Here is a 17,863-nt window from a genome sequence, read left to right on the forward strand (position 1 = left end):
AGCCATTGGTACAGATGGTCAAGGCAGTTTGACAAAGGCAACAATGGCGGCTCACAGATAGATTTCTTACGGGTATTTTGTGGAATGAGTGTAAAAGAGGCTGTGTTCTGGCTTTTAGATTTTGCAGGATATAGAAGGATCGAGAATCCTGTAAAGCAGCCACTTGTTCATCAGGTATCGCAGAAGCAGGCAGAGGAGAGAAAGCCATTTGTCCTACCGGAACCGGCGGGAGATAATTCCTATCTTATTTCATATCTGAATCAGGAGAGAGGAATCAGCAGGACTGTCATAGATCTGTTTTTAAAAGATGGACTGATTTATGAGAGCAGGCATTACCACAATGTTGTTTTCAAAGGAAATGATAAAAATGGAGTGACAAGATTTGCAAGTATGCGTGGAGTGTTTGATAAGCAGGGCAAGCCATTCAAGTGTGATGTCACAGGCAATGATAAGAACTATGGATTTAATGTGGTAAATGTTAACAGTACAGAGCTTGTAGTATTTGAGGCTGCAATTGACCTTATGAGTTATGTGGATATCTTCACGGATTATGAATCAAATAAGCTGGCACTTGGGATGCTTGCAGATGCACCACTTGAAACATTTCTTCGGGAACATCCGCAGATAACTTCCATCCGGTTCTGCCTTGATGGAGATGAGCCGGGGAGAAAAGCAGCAGCTGAACTTATGAGAAAATATTATGAGCTTGGATATGAGGTAGAAGACTGTCCGCCTCCAGCCGGATATAAGGATTACAACGAGTGGCTTGTGGCTGCAAAGCTTAATCTGAACCAGATGAATCAGAGAGCAGATGAACCAGTCAGGGCATGAGAAATCGGATTTTGATGTGTGGGGGCAGAAAGCGCCCCCAAAACAGCAAAGTGGGGGCAGAAAGCGCCCCCAAAATGTCAAAGTGGGGGCGAAAAGCGCCCCCGCAATTCGGACACGACAAAATCCGGACGAAAGCAAAAATAAAAGTGGGGGCAGAAAGCGCCCCCAAAATAACAAAATGGGGGCAGAAAGCGCCCCCAAAGTAGCAAAGTGGGGGCAAAAAGCGCCCCCACTTCCATAAACAGAGGGTTTTAGGGAGATTTTCTCCCTAACTAGATGGCATTAGGACAGAGATGTCTCTAATGCGTATCTAGCCGTAAACCTAAGAGATTCAGACAGGCGTGTGGGTGGAAGAGATATACAAAACACGGATAAGGGAGGTGCAGGAAAGCAATGGATAAAGAACTTACAATAATCGCAGAACCAGAGGAACTTATTGCCTGGGCAGACACATTTGATATCTTACTAAACCCTTCGATAGAAGATGCTGCAATTCTGCTTAACTATATGGAAGGACATGATTATGCCATTGGCATAGATTCAGATGGGAAGATGTACAGGCAGGATATTGCTGAAGAGAATGGCGAGATAGAACCATATTTGATTGATGATGTTATAGATATTGTCTGTGAATGGAACTATGAACTGATACTTGATGCGGAAGCACACAGGAGTGATCCAAAGGATTTTAACGATTATAACGAGTATCAGAGCAAGTATGAAAGTCTGAAAGCAGATGAAAAGAGACTGGACAGATTGTTTGATAAAACCAGTTATGGTAAGGAACTTATAGAAGTTGCTACAGAGCTTGCAGACAGGGTTATTGCCCAGCTGGGTAATAAAGAACTGGAAAAAGTTGCTGTAACAGTAGCAGAAGGAGTAAGAGAATACAGTACGGGTAAGAGAGGAAGGTGATTCTATGGCTGATAAAGTTCATTGTATAAGGAAAACACTAAGACTTATGCCACAGGAAGCGAAGGTACTTTCTGATAAGGCAAAGGCAAATGGAATGAATGAAGCCGAATATATCAGGCTTCTAATCAGTCAGAAACCAAATGATTATCCGGAAGTAAGGAAACTTCTTAAAGAGCTTATCAATGAGATAAACCGAATCGGCATTAACATCAATCAGATTGTATTTAACAGTAATGCTCAGATATATTCCAAGAAAGATAAGGAACAGCTTGTGGCATATATGAAAAAGCTGAATCAGTCTGTCAGCGAGGCGGTGGTAAAGATTGGCAATCAGTAAGATACTTCACATGAAGGACAGCGGGAATTCTTTTCATGCAAGGCATTTAAAGCGGGCACTGGATTATGTAATGAATCCTGAGAAAACGCAGGGAGGAAGACTTGTGGGAGCCATAAACTGCCAGGCAGATATGGCTTTTGAACAGATGATGGATACAAAGAAGCAGTTTGGAAAAACAGACAAGCGACAGGGGTATCATATCATTCTTTCTTTCAAAGAGGATGAGGTGGAACCAGACAGGGCTTTTGAGATAACACAGAAGTTTGTAGCAGAATATCTTGGCGATGCCTATGAAGCAGTATTTGTGGTTCATGATAATACAGACCATGTTCATTCACACATTGTATTTAACAGTGTAAGCTTTGTGGATGGGAAAAAGTATCGCTACGAGAAAGGTGACTGGGCAAAGTATATCCAGCCGATTACCAATAAGCTGTGTCAGGAGTATGGTCTTTCCATTATAGATGTGGAGGATGGCAGCAAAGAGAAACAGCACGAGAATTATAAGGATTGGAGCGAATATCGTGAAGGCAGCTTTGTGTGGGCAGATATGATAAAAAGAGATCTTGATGCCTGCATTTTACAGGCAAATGATTTCAGTGGATTTCTGGAGCTGCTGTCGGAAAAAGGATATGAGGTCAAGCAGGGAAAGTATCTGGCAGTCAGACCACAGGGGATGACAAGATTCAGAAGATGTAAGACTCTTGGCGAGAATTATTCACAGGAAGCTATTGTGGAGCGTATTGCTAAGGAAGATTTATCTTTTTACCAGTCACAGAATGAGGAAAAGCAGGCAGCGATAGTAAAGTGCTATGTCAAAAGATACCGCAGGGCGAAGATGTCAGGCTTGCAGAAAAGATATTATGCAAAGCTTTACCGGATTGGAAAGCTGAAAAAGAAGCCATACAGTCAGGTATGGAAGTATAAGGATGATATCCGAAAGATGCATAAGCTGCAGGAGCAGTATCTATTTCTGGTAAGGCATAAGATTGAGAGTGCGGAAGAACTTGTGTCGGTACTTGATAATCTGACGGATAAGAAGAAAGAAGCATCAAAGGAAAAGAGTAAGACCTATAAGGCTAAGGAAAGATTCAAAGATATTTTTGACAAGGCTGAACAGATCCGGGAGCTTGATGATGCGGAATCGTGTTATCAGAGTGGGGATACCTTCTTTGAAGATGAGCACAATGCATGGGAAAGGCTTAACACTGAACTTTTAGCACAGGGATACAGTGTGGAAGAGGTCGAGAGTCTTAGAAAGAAATATGAGAGCAAGTATGCACAGGACTGTAAGGCAGAACGGGCGGTATCAAAGGAACTTAGCCTTGGAAGATCAATATGGAAGGAACTTACTGTATCAGCTTCGGCAGAAGAGAAGCAGTATGACAAAGAAACAATAAGAGACAGAAAAGAACAGCCGGTACGTTAGGCTGTTTTTTTAGTGGTTAGGAGGCATATATGGAAGAAAAAAGAGAGCCATTAAGTGAAATGGCGATTGAGAGAAAGATACAGATTCTTCGTAATAAGCATATGGACAGTGAGGTTATTGCTCTTGTCAAAAGCGATTATGAATATGGACTGACTGATGATGAAATCGGTCTGTATCTTAACAAAAGTTATGACATTGAGCAGATGAAGGTGTTATCAAAATGTCTGCATAAGGGTGTATCAGAAGAGTTGTTAACGCTGCTGAAAGATAGCAGGATGGCAGCACCTAAGATGCAGACAGCATTGGATTACTATGAAAAAGGTGTGCCGATTGATGCAATCAGAGAGGTAGTCCAAAAAGATGATACAGCAGTAAATATGCGCAGGATGTTTGATGTGGTATTAGAAAAGCTTAATAAAGCCAAAGAGCAGATGCCACAGGATTTAGAGTATGTGAAAAGTCTTGTAGCTCAGATGGATGAAGTGGTTGAAAAGATCAATCACCAGAATGAAAGGTATGATGCCTTGAATAAGAAGCTTTCTGAAATAGAAACTTCCAAAGATGATGAGGAAGTCAGGGAGCGTCTGGTCAAGGAGAACCAGGATAAGGATGTTCTTATCAACAGTCAGCAGAATGAACTGAATAAGGCAAGCAGTACGATTGCAAGACTCAGGGATGATATTGAGAAAAAGGATAAGGAGATGAAGCGTATGGGAGACAGAATAGAGTCATTGGAAGATAAGATCATAAGTGTTGCCACAGAGAATAAAAAAGAAGCAGAAAGTAAGGCAGAGCCGCAGGAAAGCCAGTCCGTATCACAGGCAGATAAAAAGATGGTTGATACAGTTGCAGTTCCTCAGAATATGCAGGCTGTGGCAAACGGGATTCCGGTCTATTATCAGATTCCGGTAGTTGATGGTACTGGAAATGTGGTGCAGAGACTTCCGATTGAGAGAAGTGTGAGAAAGAGCAGCAACAGCGGAGTGGTGAGCCTTTTTGCAAGACTGTCATTTAAGAAAAAGTCAAGGGCAGACATTGTAAAGCTGGTTGCATCGGGAGACCTTGTTCCGGCGCAGCTTGTGCAGATTAAGAGTGCAATAGAAAAGGGACTTACTGAGTCACAGCTTGTAGAGCTTATAAACAACAACATTTCAGCGGAAAAGATGAAGGAGATCATTGAGATTGCTGTGCTTGAAAACAGCATGGCAGATTAGGAGGAACTTATGAATTTAGCAGTAGTAAATGAAGCAGTAACAGAGATGAATGGTGTGGAGCATCAATTTACAGAGGAAGAGAAAAACTTTGTTGTCCAGTTCGCATTCAGAAGCGGCAGCAAGGAAGACACGATTTCTCTTATTGAAGCTTTGGCACATTCAGCGGATAAGGCTGAGTCGGACGAGATTATGGTCACATACAGGTCTAAATATGATATGAAGCCTGCATGGGTGGAACAGGTGGAAAACCTGCTTGTGGCACTTGAAATGTATCGTATCGAGGAGGAGAAAGCAATCAATCATCTGGCAGATATTTTGACTGCTTATGGTATTGATGTATCAGCCGAGGAAATCCGTACTACAGAGACAGAAACGCTTAAAACAACAGTCAGAGAGAAAGTGGAGGTGCGATAATGGCAGAAGAGATTCAGGAAGCGGTGCAGATCATCCGTGTAGCTTATGATGGCATTGAGATTGCCATGAAGGTAGGAAGCGGCGGCATTGCTGCCATGCAGAAGGCAATAGATTTCTTAAAAGGGATGCTTGATTATGAAAAGTCACTTGGCAAGACATCCATGAGAAAGCTGATCTTAAAAGGTGGCGATTTACAGGTGTTACAGTTTAATACCGAAGATATGAAAAAGGTTGAAAAGATGGCAAAGAAGTATGGAATCCTGTATTCGGTACTTCCAGACTGTAACAGGAAAGATGGACTGAGTGAGGTAATCTTTCATACAGAGGCAGTTCCCCGTGTGAATATGATGATACAGAAGCTCAAGTTTGGTAAGATTGCCACATTTGACGATTATCTGAAGAATGGAGATGAAAAATCCCTTGGCAAGCTGATGGATTTTTTGAAGAAACAGCAGGGAAACGAGAAAAGCCACACGATAGAAGGGGATAGGGTTAATACCGCTATTGACGGACTGATCGAAAAGGTCGGAATGTTTGCAATGGAAAAGAAAGCTATCAGTGTGGATCAGGTCAAGGAGAATTTCAGTATCAATGGTGAGCAGGCTGAAAGTGTTATCAAACAGCTAGAGACAATCGGTGTGCTTGGAAAGAAAAATGAGGATGGCACCCATACAGTCATGATGGACAAGGATGCATTTATCAATCGTGTCAGAGGCTATCAGGACCTTGCTGAGAGAATGAGGGCAGTTGCAGCATCAAAGAATGCGAACTTATCAGATGTGACTATCAGCAAGAAGCTGATTATCGAAGAGAATGACCATGCTGTTAAGACCAGAGTTCCCGGCACATGGGGAGAAGAGGCAAGATATGTATGGCTCCGTAAGGAAAACATCATGGAGATTCATGGTGGAAAGACAATGCTTACTTTCCTTGATTCCACCAAGGATTATAAGCTTTACGATGAGCAGAATCGTGTGGTGACAACCCAGAAAGGAACCGAGCTTTATACTCACTACGACAAGGTGGAGTCATCTGTCAGGGAGCGTTACGAGAAAGTACAGAAGCAGCAGAAAAAGACCACACAGAAGAAAACTGTTACCACGAAGAAAGCGAGGTAGCAGCCTATGCAGACAACAAAGAAAAAGCCGTCACTGATATTCATCCTTGTGGGTGCAGTGTTAGCCGGGTATCTTGGTTATCTGATAAATGGTGCGTGGGCAGAAGGGATTGCCTTTAATGAATTTATGGACAGATTCAATGAAGTATGTGCTGTTCCCTTTGCCAACTATTACAATTCCAATACAGTAAAAGCAGTAGCCATTGCATTAGGTATCTATGCGATGGCTATTGTCATGTATTACACCAGTCAGAGAAACTATATGCCCGGTAAGGAATTTGGTACGGCAAGATTTGAAAATCCGAAGCAGGTCAACAAGATACTTGCAGATAAGGATGAGAATTTCAACCGGATACTCAGCCAAAATGTGAAGATGTCGCTGGATTTTAGGAGACTCAAGCTCAATGGAAATATACTTATCTGTGGTGGTTCCGGAGCAGGAAAAACATTTTATGAAGTAAAGCCGAATCTGATGCAGATGCCACATAACTGTTCTTTTATCTGTACTGATCCAAAAGGTGAGATTCTTAGAAGTTGCGGGCAGATGTTAAAGAATAACGGATACAATGTGAAGGTCATCAATCTGCTTGAGATGGATAAGTCGGACTGCTATAATCCGTTTTCCTATATCAGAGAGGAAACAGATGTTGTAAAGCTGATTACCAATCTTATCAGTAATACCACACCAAAGGGTTCCACTCCAAGTGATCCATTCTGGGAGAAAGCAGAAGGATTATTTTTACAGTCAATCTTTTATTATGTGTGGCTTGAAGTACAGCCGGCAAAGAGAAACTTTGAGACAGTACTGAAGCTTCTTGGAGAAGCAGAAGTGACAGAGCAGGGAAAGGCGTCGAAACTGGATGTGCGAATGAAGTTCTTAGAGGAGAGTTCCCCACTCGGAGCTAATCATCCGGCAGTAAAGCAGTACAACAAATGTATGCGAGGTGCAGGAGATACCGTCCGTTCCATTATCATCAGTGCCAACTCAAGACTTGCATTTCTTGAAAATAAGCAGGTTTTACGATTACTCTCCAAAGATGAGCTTAATCTGTCCGATATCGGTATTGGTGTAAACGGAGATGGGGAGACAAAGACAGCACTCTTTTGTGTAATCCCGGATAGTGACAAATCCTATAACTTTATTATCGGTATGTTATACACGCAGATATTTCAGGAATTGTACTATCAGGCAGACTTTAATTGTGGTGGAAGGCTGCCAATCCATGTGACATTTATGTTAGATGAATTTGCGAATGTCGCATTGCCAGATGACTTCTGTTCGCTGTTATCGACAATGCGAAGCCGTGAGATTTCAAGTATTATCATTATTCAGAACTTTGCCCAGTTAAAAGCACTTTTTAAAGATACCTGGGAGACAATTCCCGGCAACTGCGATACGTTCATCTATCTCGGTGGAAACGAGCAGAGTACGCATAAGTATGTGTCAGAGCTGCTTGGAAAAGGTACGATTGATAAGAAGTCAAGTGGAGAGACAAAGGGCAGACAGGGAAGCTCTTCAAGAAACTATGATGTATTAGGCAGAGAATTGTTTACACCCGATGAAGTCAGAAAGCTGGATAATAAGAAATGTATTATCTTTATCCGTGGTTTTGATCCTATCATGGACAATAAGTTCATACCGTTCAATCATCCGATGTTTAACCAGACAGCAGATGGCAAGGGAGAGCCTTATGTTCATCAGATAAGGGGAGCAGATAATCTTATCGGTCCGCCATTTGAGATTCTTTCAGACAAAGCAGTTAAGTATTATGAAAAACTGAAGGATAAGGGCGAGAATGTGTATATAGACTCTCTTACCTATGAGCAGTTTATGATGCTTGGTGATGCGGAATTAAGCAGAAGATTCTCCATGCAGGATGAAGCAGAGCAGAAAGCAAAGATTGACAGAGAGCAGGCAAATGAGCTTGAGTATGTTGATGAATCGCAGAAGTCGGAAGAAACAGAAAGTGCCAATGCTTCTAGTGGAAGTGCTGGTGCTAAACCTGTGAGGAATCCTGAGAGGGAAAAGCCTAAATGGGAGGATACCATCACAAACCGAATGCTGCACTGGTCATATACACCAGAGCAGAAAGAGGAAGTGAAGAAAGCTCTTGCTGCAGGTGTTCCAAAGTCAACGATTCTGACGTATTTCTATCCGGAGGTTACTGTGGAGAAGATGAGTTCATATCGAAAGAAGCAGTAATGTTTTTAGATATATTACAGAGTATATGATATAATTTGCTCACATGGTATGCTTCAGCTTATTGGACTACTAACATGTGAGCAGTTACAAAAGACAGAAATTATTTTATATTGGAGGTACAGGATGAATACGGAAAAGACTTTTGCAGATAGATTAAAAGAGTTGCGTAATATACGAAACTATACACAGGAAGAGCTGGGTAAGATAACAAATATATCTGTTCAGAGTATACGACGTTATGAACAAGGTAGACTCAATGAAGAGCCAAGTGCGTATAATCTTTTACAACTAGCAAAGGCACTAGATGTAACACCTGAATACTTATTGATAGGAGATAATAATATGACAAGTTACACGGAGGCAATTAAGAGAGAATTGAAGCAACTTAATGACTATGGACAAATATCTGAAATTAAAGAAACCGAGTTGAATTCCACGATTTTATCACATCTTGAGATGAGTAATGATTTAGTAGATGCTGTAAAGACGGATTGGAATGCAAAAGGCATATTTAAGAGGATAGAGAAAGAGGAAGATAAACAGATTGTGGTAGACAGTTATTGTACAAGACCTTATGTACAGGATGTCATATTACGATATTGCCAGAATAGATCTATATTTAAGACAAAGTTTGCAATAATTGATGGAATGCTTTTAGAATAAAGCAAATTTGAGAGTAAATTAGCACTTTAGCCAATATGGTTAAGGTGCTTTTTTTGCACCTTGAAAGGAGGTGGTTACAGCTAAACACATCGGGGAAAGCCCGATTTAATCATTACAACAGGCATTGCCTGATCATATAGAGTAACTTTTAACAGCCAGTTAGGGATTATATCCCTGCTGGCTTATTTTTTTATCGAAAAGGAGATAAACGACATGAGAAAAGAACAGATTATTACGACAAATAACAAACAGATGGAGGAGAAAGGCATGAAGAACAGATTCATTCACTTTAAAAAGAGATTCGTTCCGGCATTATCCGGGGCACTTATGGGAGTAATGCTTATGAGCACTACTTGTTTTGCAGCAGGTACAGGTACTTCCGCAGTAACACAGCCGCTTGAGAACTTAAAGACACTTATCATTGCAGTCATTGGTGCTGTTGGTGTCATTATTCTTGCAAAGAATGTTATGGAGTTCGCACAAGCCTACCAGCAGCAGGATTCATCTACCATGAACTCCGCTCTGAAAGGAATTGTAGCAGGTGTCATGATGGCTGGTATTTCAACAGTTCTGACATTCTTAGGCTTCTAAGATTGGGGAAATGCAATTTCCCTTTTAGTAAAAGGAAAGAGGTGAACAACAAGTATGGATATTTTTAAGCTTGGAGACAAGATCCTTGCACTTCTTGAGGCAGTGTTTGGGTTTTGGAACAATCAGATATCCCTGGTCTTTGCAATGCTTGGACAGTCACCGGTCAGTTTCAAGGGCGGAGGTCCCTGGGCAGTCATTGAGGGTATTGAGCCGGTCTTTGTAGCGGTCGGTTCATCCCTCGTTGTGCTGTTCTTTGTTATCGGTTTCTGCTCGGAAAGCATAGATGTAAAAGATGAGATGAGGTTTGAATCAATCCTGCGTATGCTTATCCGACTGGGACTTGCAGAATGGTTTGTTGCAAATAATGTCACGATTATGAAAGCGTTTTTTACTTCCATAGGAAATCTGGTGGGACTTATATCTGCCGGGACAACGACGCAGCTTGCCATTGACAGGACACAGGCAGACATCATTAAGGGACTCGGATTTGGTGAGAGTCTGGTAATGCTGATACTCACAGCTTTGCTTGCAATCATCATTATTATCTGTGGATTCTTTATCATCTACACAGTGTATTTCAGGTTCTTAAAAATCCTGATTATTGTGCCGCTCGGTGCGATTGCATGCTCCACAATGGCAGGAAACAGAATGGTCAGTCATACAATGGCTACCTACTGCAAATATTTTCTTTCGTGTGTATTTGAGGCAGTAACGATGGCACTTGCGATTGTGGTATGTAATGCATTTATCAATGCAGGACTTCCGGCATTTACAGGAAGTTATGCTGACTGGGCACAGACGCTTATATGTCTGTGTGAAATGACATTTACGATTGCAATGACTGTCGGAAGCGTGAAGGGTGCACAGACACTTACAAGCAAGGCATTTGGATTATAGAAGGAGGCAGAAATGGATAATGAAAAGAAACAGGTTACTTATAATTCAAGTATAACCGGAGAAACGCAGGTGACATTTGATATCCAGCAGTATATGAATAACAGGGCAATGTTTATCGGTCTTATGTGTAATGAAGATGGATATGAGGAGCCTTTTGGGGATGTGACTGTGAATTTGTCGGTTGCAGCACCAAATTACTGCGGATATCTGAATGTGAATGACATGCCGGATATTGAAAAGTTTATTACAGACAATGACATTGGAGAGTTTACAGGATTCACGCAAAGGAGCGGTTTCTGTGAATATCCGCTTTATCTGTTCAATGTAGATAAGCTTAGAGAACTGTGTCCGGATGGAATGGATAAGTATGAGGCAAATATCGGAATGACAAGAAAGCCAGAGATAAAGGATTTATCAAGATAGGAGGCAGGGACAATGGTAATCGAAGTAAACAAGGATATTGACCGCTATCAGGAATCGGTTGCAATGGGACTTACTGCAAGGCAGCTTATATTTTCCATTGCAAGCGTAGTGGTTGGTGGCGGTATCGTCCTTCTTCTTTACAAGTATATCGGTCTTACGGGTTCTGCTTATGTGGCAATTCCCTGTGTGGCACCGATTGCACTTGGTGGTTTCTATTCCTTTAATGGGATGAATTTCTACGAGTATATGGGAAAGAAACTGCATTTTATGTTTGGCAACAGGGCGCTTACCTATGTATCAACAGAAGGAGAGCCTGCAATAAAGCAGTTAGAAGCAGAACAGAATGAACAGGTAAAGAAGAAAGGCAGAAAGGCTGAACCGGAGACTGTAACAGCTGATTCGGCTGTAAAGAAGCAGGAGGAGTTTGAAGCGATGAAGAAAAAGACGAGAAATATGCTGCTTGGACTTGTCGCAGTCATTGTGGCGGCAGTAGCAGGCATTGCAGCATATAAGGCAATGCATTAGAAACGAATAGTATCTGACCGCAAGGTCGGGAACACAGCCCGCAGGGTGAAGTTCCCGGCGGGCTTTCATTATAAGAAAGCGAGGTTAGAGACATGGGTTTATTTACAGACGGATTTAAGTTATTAAAGAAGGCGAGTGAGCCTTTGTATAAGACACCTAAATCCATTCAGGAAACCATAGAGATTATGGCGGTGGCTGAAAACGGCATTTTTGAAGTAAGCAAAAATAAGTATTCCAAATGCTACCGCTTTCAGGACATCAATTACACAACAGCAACGGAGGATGAGCAGATCGGCATATTTGAGAGATACTGCAAGTTCTTAAATTCGCTGGACTGTAATTATAAGATTACGATCAACAATAAGAACAAAAACATGGATGAACTCCGTGACAAGGTTCTGATTGCTGAGAAAAACGATGGCTTCAACAATTATAGAAGAATCTACAATGACATCATTGAGGAGAAGATTATTGAGGGCAGACAGGGGATTGAGCAGGAGAGATACCTGACAATCACGATTGAGAGAAAGAACTTCGAGGAGGCAAAGGCACAGTTTGCAACCCTTGAGGCAACGATACACAAGGCTTTCATTGAGCTTGGTGCGGAGATTGTACCACTTAATGGCAATGAGAGACTGAAAGTGCTCTATGACTATTATCATCTTGGAGATGAGGGCAGCTTTGATTTTGATATCAAAAAGGCAAAGAAGGTCGGGGCAGATTTTAGAAATGATCTGTGCAATGGGATGGTGAAATATTTCCCAGACCATTTTGAGGATGAGAGTAAATTCTGCAAGGCACTTTTTATCAAAAAGTATCCGAGCAGTTTGTCAGACAGATTCATCAATGAGATTACTTCCCTTCCGGTTCATTCCATCACGAGCATTGATGTGGTGCCTGTTCCCAAGGATCTGACAACAAAGGTGCTTCAGAAGAAATACCTTGGTATTGAGTCGGATATCATTAAGCAGCAGAGAGTCCGTAATAAGAATAACGATTTTTCTACGGAAATCTCATATGCCAAAAGGACGGAGAAAAAGGAGATTGAGGAAATCATGGATGATGTCCGTGAGAATGACCAGTGCCTTTTCTTTGTGGGAGTAACCATTATTCTTATGGCAGAAAGCAAGAAGGAGCTTGAGAGTGTATGTGAGACAGTAGAGACTATCGGAAAGCGTAACAGCTGCACGATTGACACACACTACTTAAAGCAGAGGGAGGCACTCAACACAGCACTTCCGATTGGTGTAAGACAGGTGGAGACAATGCGTACACTTCTTACCCAGTCACTTGCGGTGCTTATGCCATTTAATGTGCAGGAATTAAATGACAGCACAGGAAACTATTATGGCATCAACCAGATCAGCAAGAATGTGAATATCGGTAACAGAAAGAAGCTCATCAATGGAAATGGCTTTGTATTTGGTGTGCCGGGTTCCGGTAAATCCTTCTTCTGCAAGATGGAAATGGGCAGCGTATTCTTGTCGGGAGATGATGAAATAATCGTTATAGATCCAATGAACGAATACTTTGATATTGATGAGACTTATGGTGGAACAGTGGTAAATATGTCCACCTACACGGATAACTATGTGAATCCGCTGGAGATGGATGTATGGAGCCTTGATCCGAATGATTCCAAGGGAATGGTAAGAGAAAAGGGCGAGTTTATGCTTGGACTTTGTGAGCAGTGTATCGGGGACAGCTTAAATTCAAGGCAGAAGTCAATCATTGATCGTTGTGTGAGAAAGCTGTATATCGACATTGCAAGGAGCAAAGAGAAGTATATCCCGGTGATGAGTGATTTTTACGATATCCTTATGGCACAGCCGGAGGATGAGGCAAAGGACATTGCATTGTCTTTGGAGCTTTTCGTAAATGGTTCACTTAATATCTTCAATCATCAGACAAATGTGGATGTGGATAACAGATTCACAGTATATGGCATCAGGGACTTAGGTACGGAGCTTAGTCCTATCACAATGCTTGTCATGATGGAGTCTATTCAGAACAGGATTGTTGAGAATGGCAAGAGAGGCAAGGCAACATGGCTCTATATTGATGAGTTTCACGTCCTGCTTAATTCCGAGTATTCTGCAAAATATCTGCAGCAGCTCTGGAAGAAAGTAAGAAAGCAGGGAGGACTTTGTACCGGTATCACGCAGAATGTCGTCGATCTGTTGCAGAACTATACAGCAACCACAATGCTTGCAAACTCTGAGTTTGTGGCACTCTTAAAACAGGCGAATACAGACAGTTCCAAGATGGCGGAAGTTATCGGGGTATCAGAGGCACAGCTAAGATTCGTAACCAATACTGCATCGGGAATGGGACTTATCAAGTGTGGCTCGGTGGTGATTCCGTTTGATAATCAGATTAGTAAGGATACAGATTTGTACAGGCTGTACAATACCAACATTCACGAGATAATTGAGATGAAAAAGCATGCAAATGAAAAATGTTAATTCTTTATGAAGTCATGAATTTTGGATTGACATATTTTCATATGACAGGTAATATAATATTAAAGACAGGCAACTTGAGTGTCTGCCAAGCGGCAAAGTAAGGTGTTGTGCCAGAGAGCAGTGCCTTATGAGCTTTATAAGGGTTTGACATTTACCACAATCTGGCTAGAGGTTAATCCTCGAAAGAAAATGTTAGAAGGGCTCTGCTTATGCAGAGCCTTTCTTAATCTAAGGATGTAGTGGAGAACTGTAATGAGGAATGTTTTAGATTGCATAAATGCATTTATTCCGCTATTATCAACCGAATATGAGCTTGTACTAGGGAGAAAAGGTGTTTCAGTTACATTAAGAATTTCATTTGATAAAAAAGATTGTTTTCATCTTATGGGATTACAATATCTGGTAGACAGACCTGAATTGAGCCGAGACAGAGGCAGAGTATTTGATGAGATAGCAGATGGAACAATTACAATTGAAAAAATAGAGTCATCAGATTTTTATAATAAGATAGAGCAAAGAGTTCATTTCCTGCCATTGCTTGAACAAATGATTGATAGTAATGATACTGTGTTTAAGTATAATAAGAAAGCAAATATGTATTCAATGATTGAGGCTGATTATCTTATGGAAAACAACGTGGAGAGCAGGAATCTATTTTTGTTTTTATCTAATGATGAAGGAGATAATTATTTCTGTCGTTCATTTTTTCCAGAGGAAAAGATGGATTATTCAAAAAATCAAGCATCGTGGACACTTCTTTATAAGAAAAAGATTGATTTATCAACCAGAATAGAGACAGTTCTTTACAATAGAATTAAATAGATTTTTACATAAGCCATTTGGACTAATCATCCAGATGGCTATTTTTTTACCCATTTTTGGGTAATGGATGTAGAAAGAAGGTGAGAACATTGAAGATAAAAAAGGTTGATGACAAACCTATGGTCATTCACACCAAGGAGAAAGCCAAGATTCATGCCCACGAGCCAAAGGGTGCCAAGATTAAAGGCAGCAACATCTATACAGTAGAGAGAGGTCCGAAAGTGCATGATGCTAAAGCCAATGAAATGGATAAAAAAGCATCTGCAAAATTAATGCTTCAGAAAAGTGCTGGTGGAAAGAGTACTTATAGAAAGAGTACCATTCATCAGTCGGAGGCTAAGGATAAATGTCTTTCTAAGTTTAAGCGTAACATCAGAGAGTCAGGAACTTCAATCAAGACCAAGAATACCAATCTTCACATTGCAGGAAGAACAGGAGCACTTGCAGCTGGGGCAGTAACGGAGCAGGTGGAGGGCGGGCAGGAGGTATCGCAGGCAGCATATCTTGCATATGAATCAAGCCGACCTGTTACCGGAACTGCTTCCAAGGGTGCAGCACTTTTCAGGAAAAAGGCGGCAGTCGAGGCAAAGAAGCGTATCAAGAAGGTAGAGGCAGGAAAGAAGCTGGCAAAAAGGACAGCAAAGAAAGCTGCCAAAGATACTGCCAAGACTGTAGCTAAAGAGACGGCAAAAGAAACAGCCAAGACTACTGCCAAGGTTGCAGCGAAAACTGCCACAAAGGCAGCTGCTACAGCGGCAGGAACAGCGGTTGCACCGGGAGTTGGTACTGCAATCGGCATGGCAGCCGGATATGCTGCAGGTGTGTCCATAGAGGTCAAGGATGAAAAAATGACCAACCGGAGCAGGAAGATAAAATTCTTTCTGGATAAGATGAAAGCACAGGAGAATCAGACGGACAGCGTGGCAAAGCTGGTAAAGGATCTGATTGTGCGAAAAGCGATTACATGGGTAAAGGCAGCGGCACCGGTTGTCGGACTGGTGCTTTTGTTACTTGTTCTTGTAGTTGCCATGATTGCTGTTCCGGTTATTGCGGCGATAGCAATCCTTTACAATTCTCCATTTGCTTTATTCCTGCCACCACTTGAATCAGGAGATACCGTGCAGACAGTAACGAGTGCTTATGTGCAGGAGTTTAACCGGGATGTGAACACGAAAGTGAATGAGCATACCGGATATGACCTTGGAGAGCTTGTATATGTGGATTATGAAGGTATGGAAGAAAACCCAAGCAATTACTATGACATCATGGCAGTCTATATGGTCAAGCATGGTGTCGGAGATACTGCAACAGTCATGAATGACACTTCAAAAGGCTGGCTGCAGGCAGTTGTAAATGATATGTGTTCGTACACCACAAGCACAGGAACAAAGGATGTGGAAGAAACAGATGCAGACGGTAATGTAACGACTGTCACGAAGTCTGTTCTGTATGTGAATGTCACACTGAAATCGTACAGGGATATGATTTCGGTCTATGGATTTAATTCTGATCATGTGGAAATGCTTGAGCAGATCATGAGTCCGGAGTTTATGGGACAGCTTGGATATGCCGGAAGCGGAAGTGGCGGCGGAGGCGGAAGTCCGGGAGTAAGCTCCATGACTGAGGATGAAATCAATGCCATCCTAAACGAAATTACAGACAGCAGGCAGAAAACAGTCTGCTCCTATGCACTTCACAGAGTTGGCTTTCCTTATAGTCAGGATTTAAGAGACAGCGGTAACTATTATGACTGTAGTTCCTTAGCCTATTATTCATGGAAAGATGCAGGCGTGGATATTAGTTACGGCGGTGCAACCACAGCGGCAGCGGAGGCACAGGGACTGGATGAAGCCGGAAAGACAGTCGCCTTTGATGAGTTACAGCCGGGAGACCTTATTTTCTACAGTTTTACAAGCAACGGAAGATATAAGAACATCAGCCATGTGGCAGTATACGTCGGAAATGGCAAGGTGGTAGAGGCGCTTAATGAAAGTCTTGGTGTTGTTTACCGGGATGTGGCAAGCACAGGAAAGATTGTTGTGATAGGAAGACCATAACAGGAAATTTGCAGAGAGGGCATAGTCCCTCTCTGAGACTGGAGGTAAGAATGGATTTAAAAGATATGATACTGGTAACAGAAAACGACAGGGGAACAGAGACAAATATGCTGATGACTCTGGATGATTATAAGAGTTTTATAGCAGTTGATGACATGTCAGAGCTTGCAGACAATTTGTTGCAGCTTGGAAGGACGCTTGGTAAAGCAGATAACTTCACAGAGTATTACAGGGCAGCAAATGTAACGGTATCTGCGAGATTCTGCCTGGATGATATTCAGCTGGGACAATTTCTTCAGGGATTTTATAACGATTCCAAAGAATTTCGGTTTGATAAAGAAGCCAGTTCTTCTGAATGTGTTGCAAAGCTCAAGGAGATTGGAATGACCGATAAGGGCTGGGTGGATGATTTTAACCTGCATTATGAAAGTGTGGACAGATTATTTGAAAGGGGACAGACATTCCATAACTTCAATGACCATGATTACATGGTGCTTGAAGCATTATCACCAAGGAATCTCGTGGTGATGGATATGAAGTCAGGTTCCCTTACAATCGCCCTTGGTGCGACAGAGTATAAGCGTTATCCGAAGGATGAGAAGCCTACAAAGGACAATACCACAATCGGAGTATCGTGGGAGCATGGAATTTATCTCGGTTCCACACTCTCAACCACGAATTTCAAGGCATACAAGAGGGAGTATGGCACACCGGAAAAGATAGAGGATATCTATGATTACAGGGCAAAGCTAAAGCAGAAGTTCTATTTTTATCAGGATATGTCAAAGGATGATGATGTGCCAAAGAAACTGCAGAATGATTTCCTTCACCAGATGTATGAGGATTTCGGAACGATTGAAGAGGACTGTTTTTACGACAGGCTGGAAGATGGAAAGTACGATGAGGGCTTTAAGGAAAGACAGGTAAAGGAAGAAAAGTGCCGGTGATGAGATTTTTACA

Annotated in this window: 17 protein-coding genes; all 17 read left to right on the top strand. The window is 41.8% G+C overall.

Annotated features, from left to right (window positions below):
• Window positions 1–831, top strand: an 831-nt coding sequence (locus LKD41_RS12660) for a DUF3991 and TOPRIM domain-containing protein (protein ID WP_227701391.1), incomplete at its 5' end; no start/stop codon positions are given.
• Between the two features lie 393 nt (window positions 832–1,224).
• The gene (locus LKD41_RS12665) at window positions 1,225–1,746 is read left to right on the top strand and encodes a multidrug transporter (protein WP_227250063.1); all 522 of its coding nucleotides are present in this window, start codon (window positions 1,225–1,227) and stop codon (window positions 1,744–1,746) included.
• Between the two features lie 4 nt (window positions 1,747–1,750).
• Window positions 1,751–2,083, top strand: a complete 333-nt coding sequence (locus LKD41_RS12670; RefSeq protein WP_008395341.1) for a plasmid mobilization protein — start codon at window positions 1,751–1,753, stop codon at window positions 2,081–2,083.
• Window positions 2,070–3,512: a relaxase/mobilization nuclease domain-containing protein gene (locus LKD41_RS12675; RefSeq protein WP_331470924.1), complete on the top strand. Its 1,443-nt coding sequence runs from the start codon at window positions 2,070–2,072 to the stop codon at window positions 3,510–3,512. The genes LKD41_RS12670 and LKD41_RS12675 overlap by 14 nt, the downstream gene beginning before the upstream one ends.
• A 29-nt stretch (window positions 3,513–3,541) precedes the next feature.
• Window positions 3,542–4,726 (top strand): hypothetical protein, encoded by a 1,185-nt coding sequence (locus LKD41_RS12680; protein WP_155177460.1) that lies wholly within the window; start codon window positions 3,542–3,544, stop codon window positions 4,724–4,726.
• A gap of 9 nt (window positions 4,727–4,735) precedes the next feature.
• Entirely contained in the window at window positions 4,736–5,140 is a 405-nt protein-coding gene (locus LKD41_RS12685) for a hypothetical protein (protein ID WP_006858865.1), read from the top strand.
• Entirely contained in the window at window positions 5,140–6,258 is a 1,119-nt protein-coding gene (locus LKD41_RS12690; protein ID WP_004611534.1) for a PcfB family protein, read from the top strand. Before LKD41_RS12685 ends, LKD41_RS12690 begins: the two co-directional genes overlap by 1 nt.
• Before the next feature lie 6 nt (window positions 6,259–6,264).
• Window positions 6,265–8,460: a VirD4-like conjugal transfer protein, CD1115 family gene (locus tag LKD41_RS12695; protein ID WP_227701392.1), complete on the top strand. Its 2,196-nt coding sequence runs from the start codon at window positions 6,265–6,267 to the stop codon at window positions 8,458–8,460.
• A 123-nt stretch (window positions 8,461–8,583) separates the two neighbouring features.
• On the top strand, window positions 8,584–9,123 hold the full coding sequence (locus LKD41_RS12700) for a helix-turn-helix domain-containing protein (protein ID WP_227701393.1): 540 nt from the start codon (window positions 8,584–8,586) through the stop codon (window positions 9,121–9,123).
• 213 nt (window positions 9,124–9,336) lie between these two features.
• Complete coding sequence (locus LKD41_RS12705; protein WP_006858869.1) at window positions 9,337–9,714, top strand: hypothetical protein; 378 nt, start codon at window positions 9,337–9,339, stop codon at window positions 9,712–9,714.
• A gap of 54 nt (window positions 9,715–9,768) precedes the next feature.
• Window positions 9,769–10,611: a hypothetical protein gene (locus LKD41_RS12710; RefSeq protein WP_006858870.1), complete on the top strand. Its 843-nt coding sequence runs from the start codon at window positions 9,769–9,771 to the stop codon at window positions 10,609–10,611.
• 12 nt (window positions 10,612–10,623) lie between these two features.
• Window positions 10,624–11,034, top strand: a complete 411-nt coding sequence (locus tag LKD41_RS12715) for a DUF4313 domain-containing protein (protein ID WP_117690979.1) — start codon at window positions 10,624–10,626, stop codon at window positions 11,032–11,034.
• A 12-nt stretch (window positions 11,035–11,046) separates the two neighbouring features.
• Window positions 11,047–11,559 carry a PrgI family protein gene (locus LKD41_RS12720; RefSeq protein WP_008120650.1) on the top strand — a complete coding sequence of 171 codons (513 nt, stop codon included), beginning with the start codon at window positions 11,047–11,049 and terminating at the stop codon, window positions 11,557–11,559.
• A gap of 92 nt (window positions 11,560–11,651) precedes the next feature.
• Window positions 11,652–14,024 (top strand): VirB4-like conjugal transfer ATPase, CD1110 family, encoded by a 2,373-nt coding sequence (locus LKD41_RS12725; RefSeq protein WP_227701394.1) that lies wholly within the window; start codon window positions 11,652–11,654, stop codon window positions 14,022–14,024.
• Between the two features lie 252 nt (window positions 14,025–14,276).
• Window positions 14,277–14,846 (top strand): PBECR4 domain-containing protein, encoded by a 570-nt coding sequence (locus tag LKD41_RS12730; protein ID WP_006859616.1) that lies wholly within the window; start codon window positions 14,277–14,279, stop codon window positions 14,844–14,846.
• A gap of 119 nt (window positions 14,847–14,965) precedes the next feature.
• Entirely contained in the window at window positions 14,966–16,903 is a 1,938-nt protein-coding gene (locus LKD41_RS12735) for a C40 family peptidase (RefSeq protein WP_227701402.1), read from the top strand.
• Window positions 16,904–16,953: 50 nt separating this feature from the next.
• Window positions 16,954–17,850, top strand: coding sequence for a hypothetical protein (locus tag LKD41_RS12740; RefSeq protein WP_055262773.1), 897 nt, complete (start codon window positions 16,954–16,956; stop codon window positions 17,848–17,850).
• The last annotated feature ends 13 nt before the right edge of the window (window positions 17,851–17,863 follow it).

The organism is Roseburia sp. CLA-AA-H209, assembly GCF_020687575.1.
Lineage (GTDB): Bacteria > Bacillota > Clostridia > Lachnospirales > Lachnospiraceae > Roseburia_C > Roseburia_C amylophila.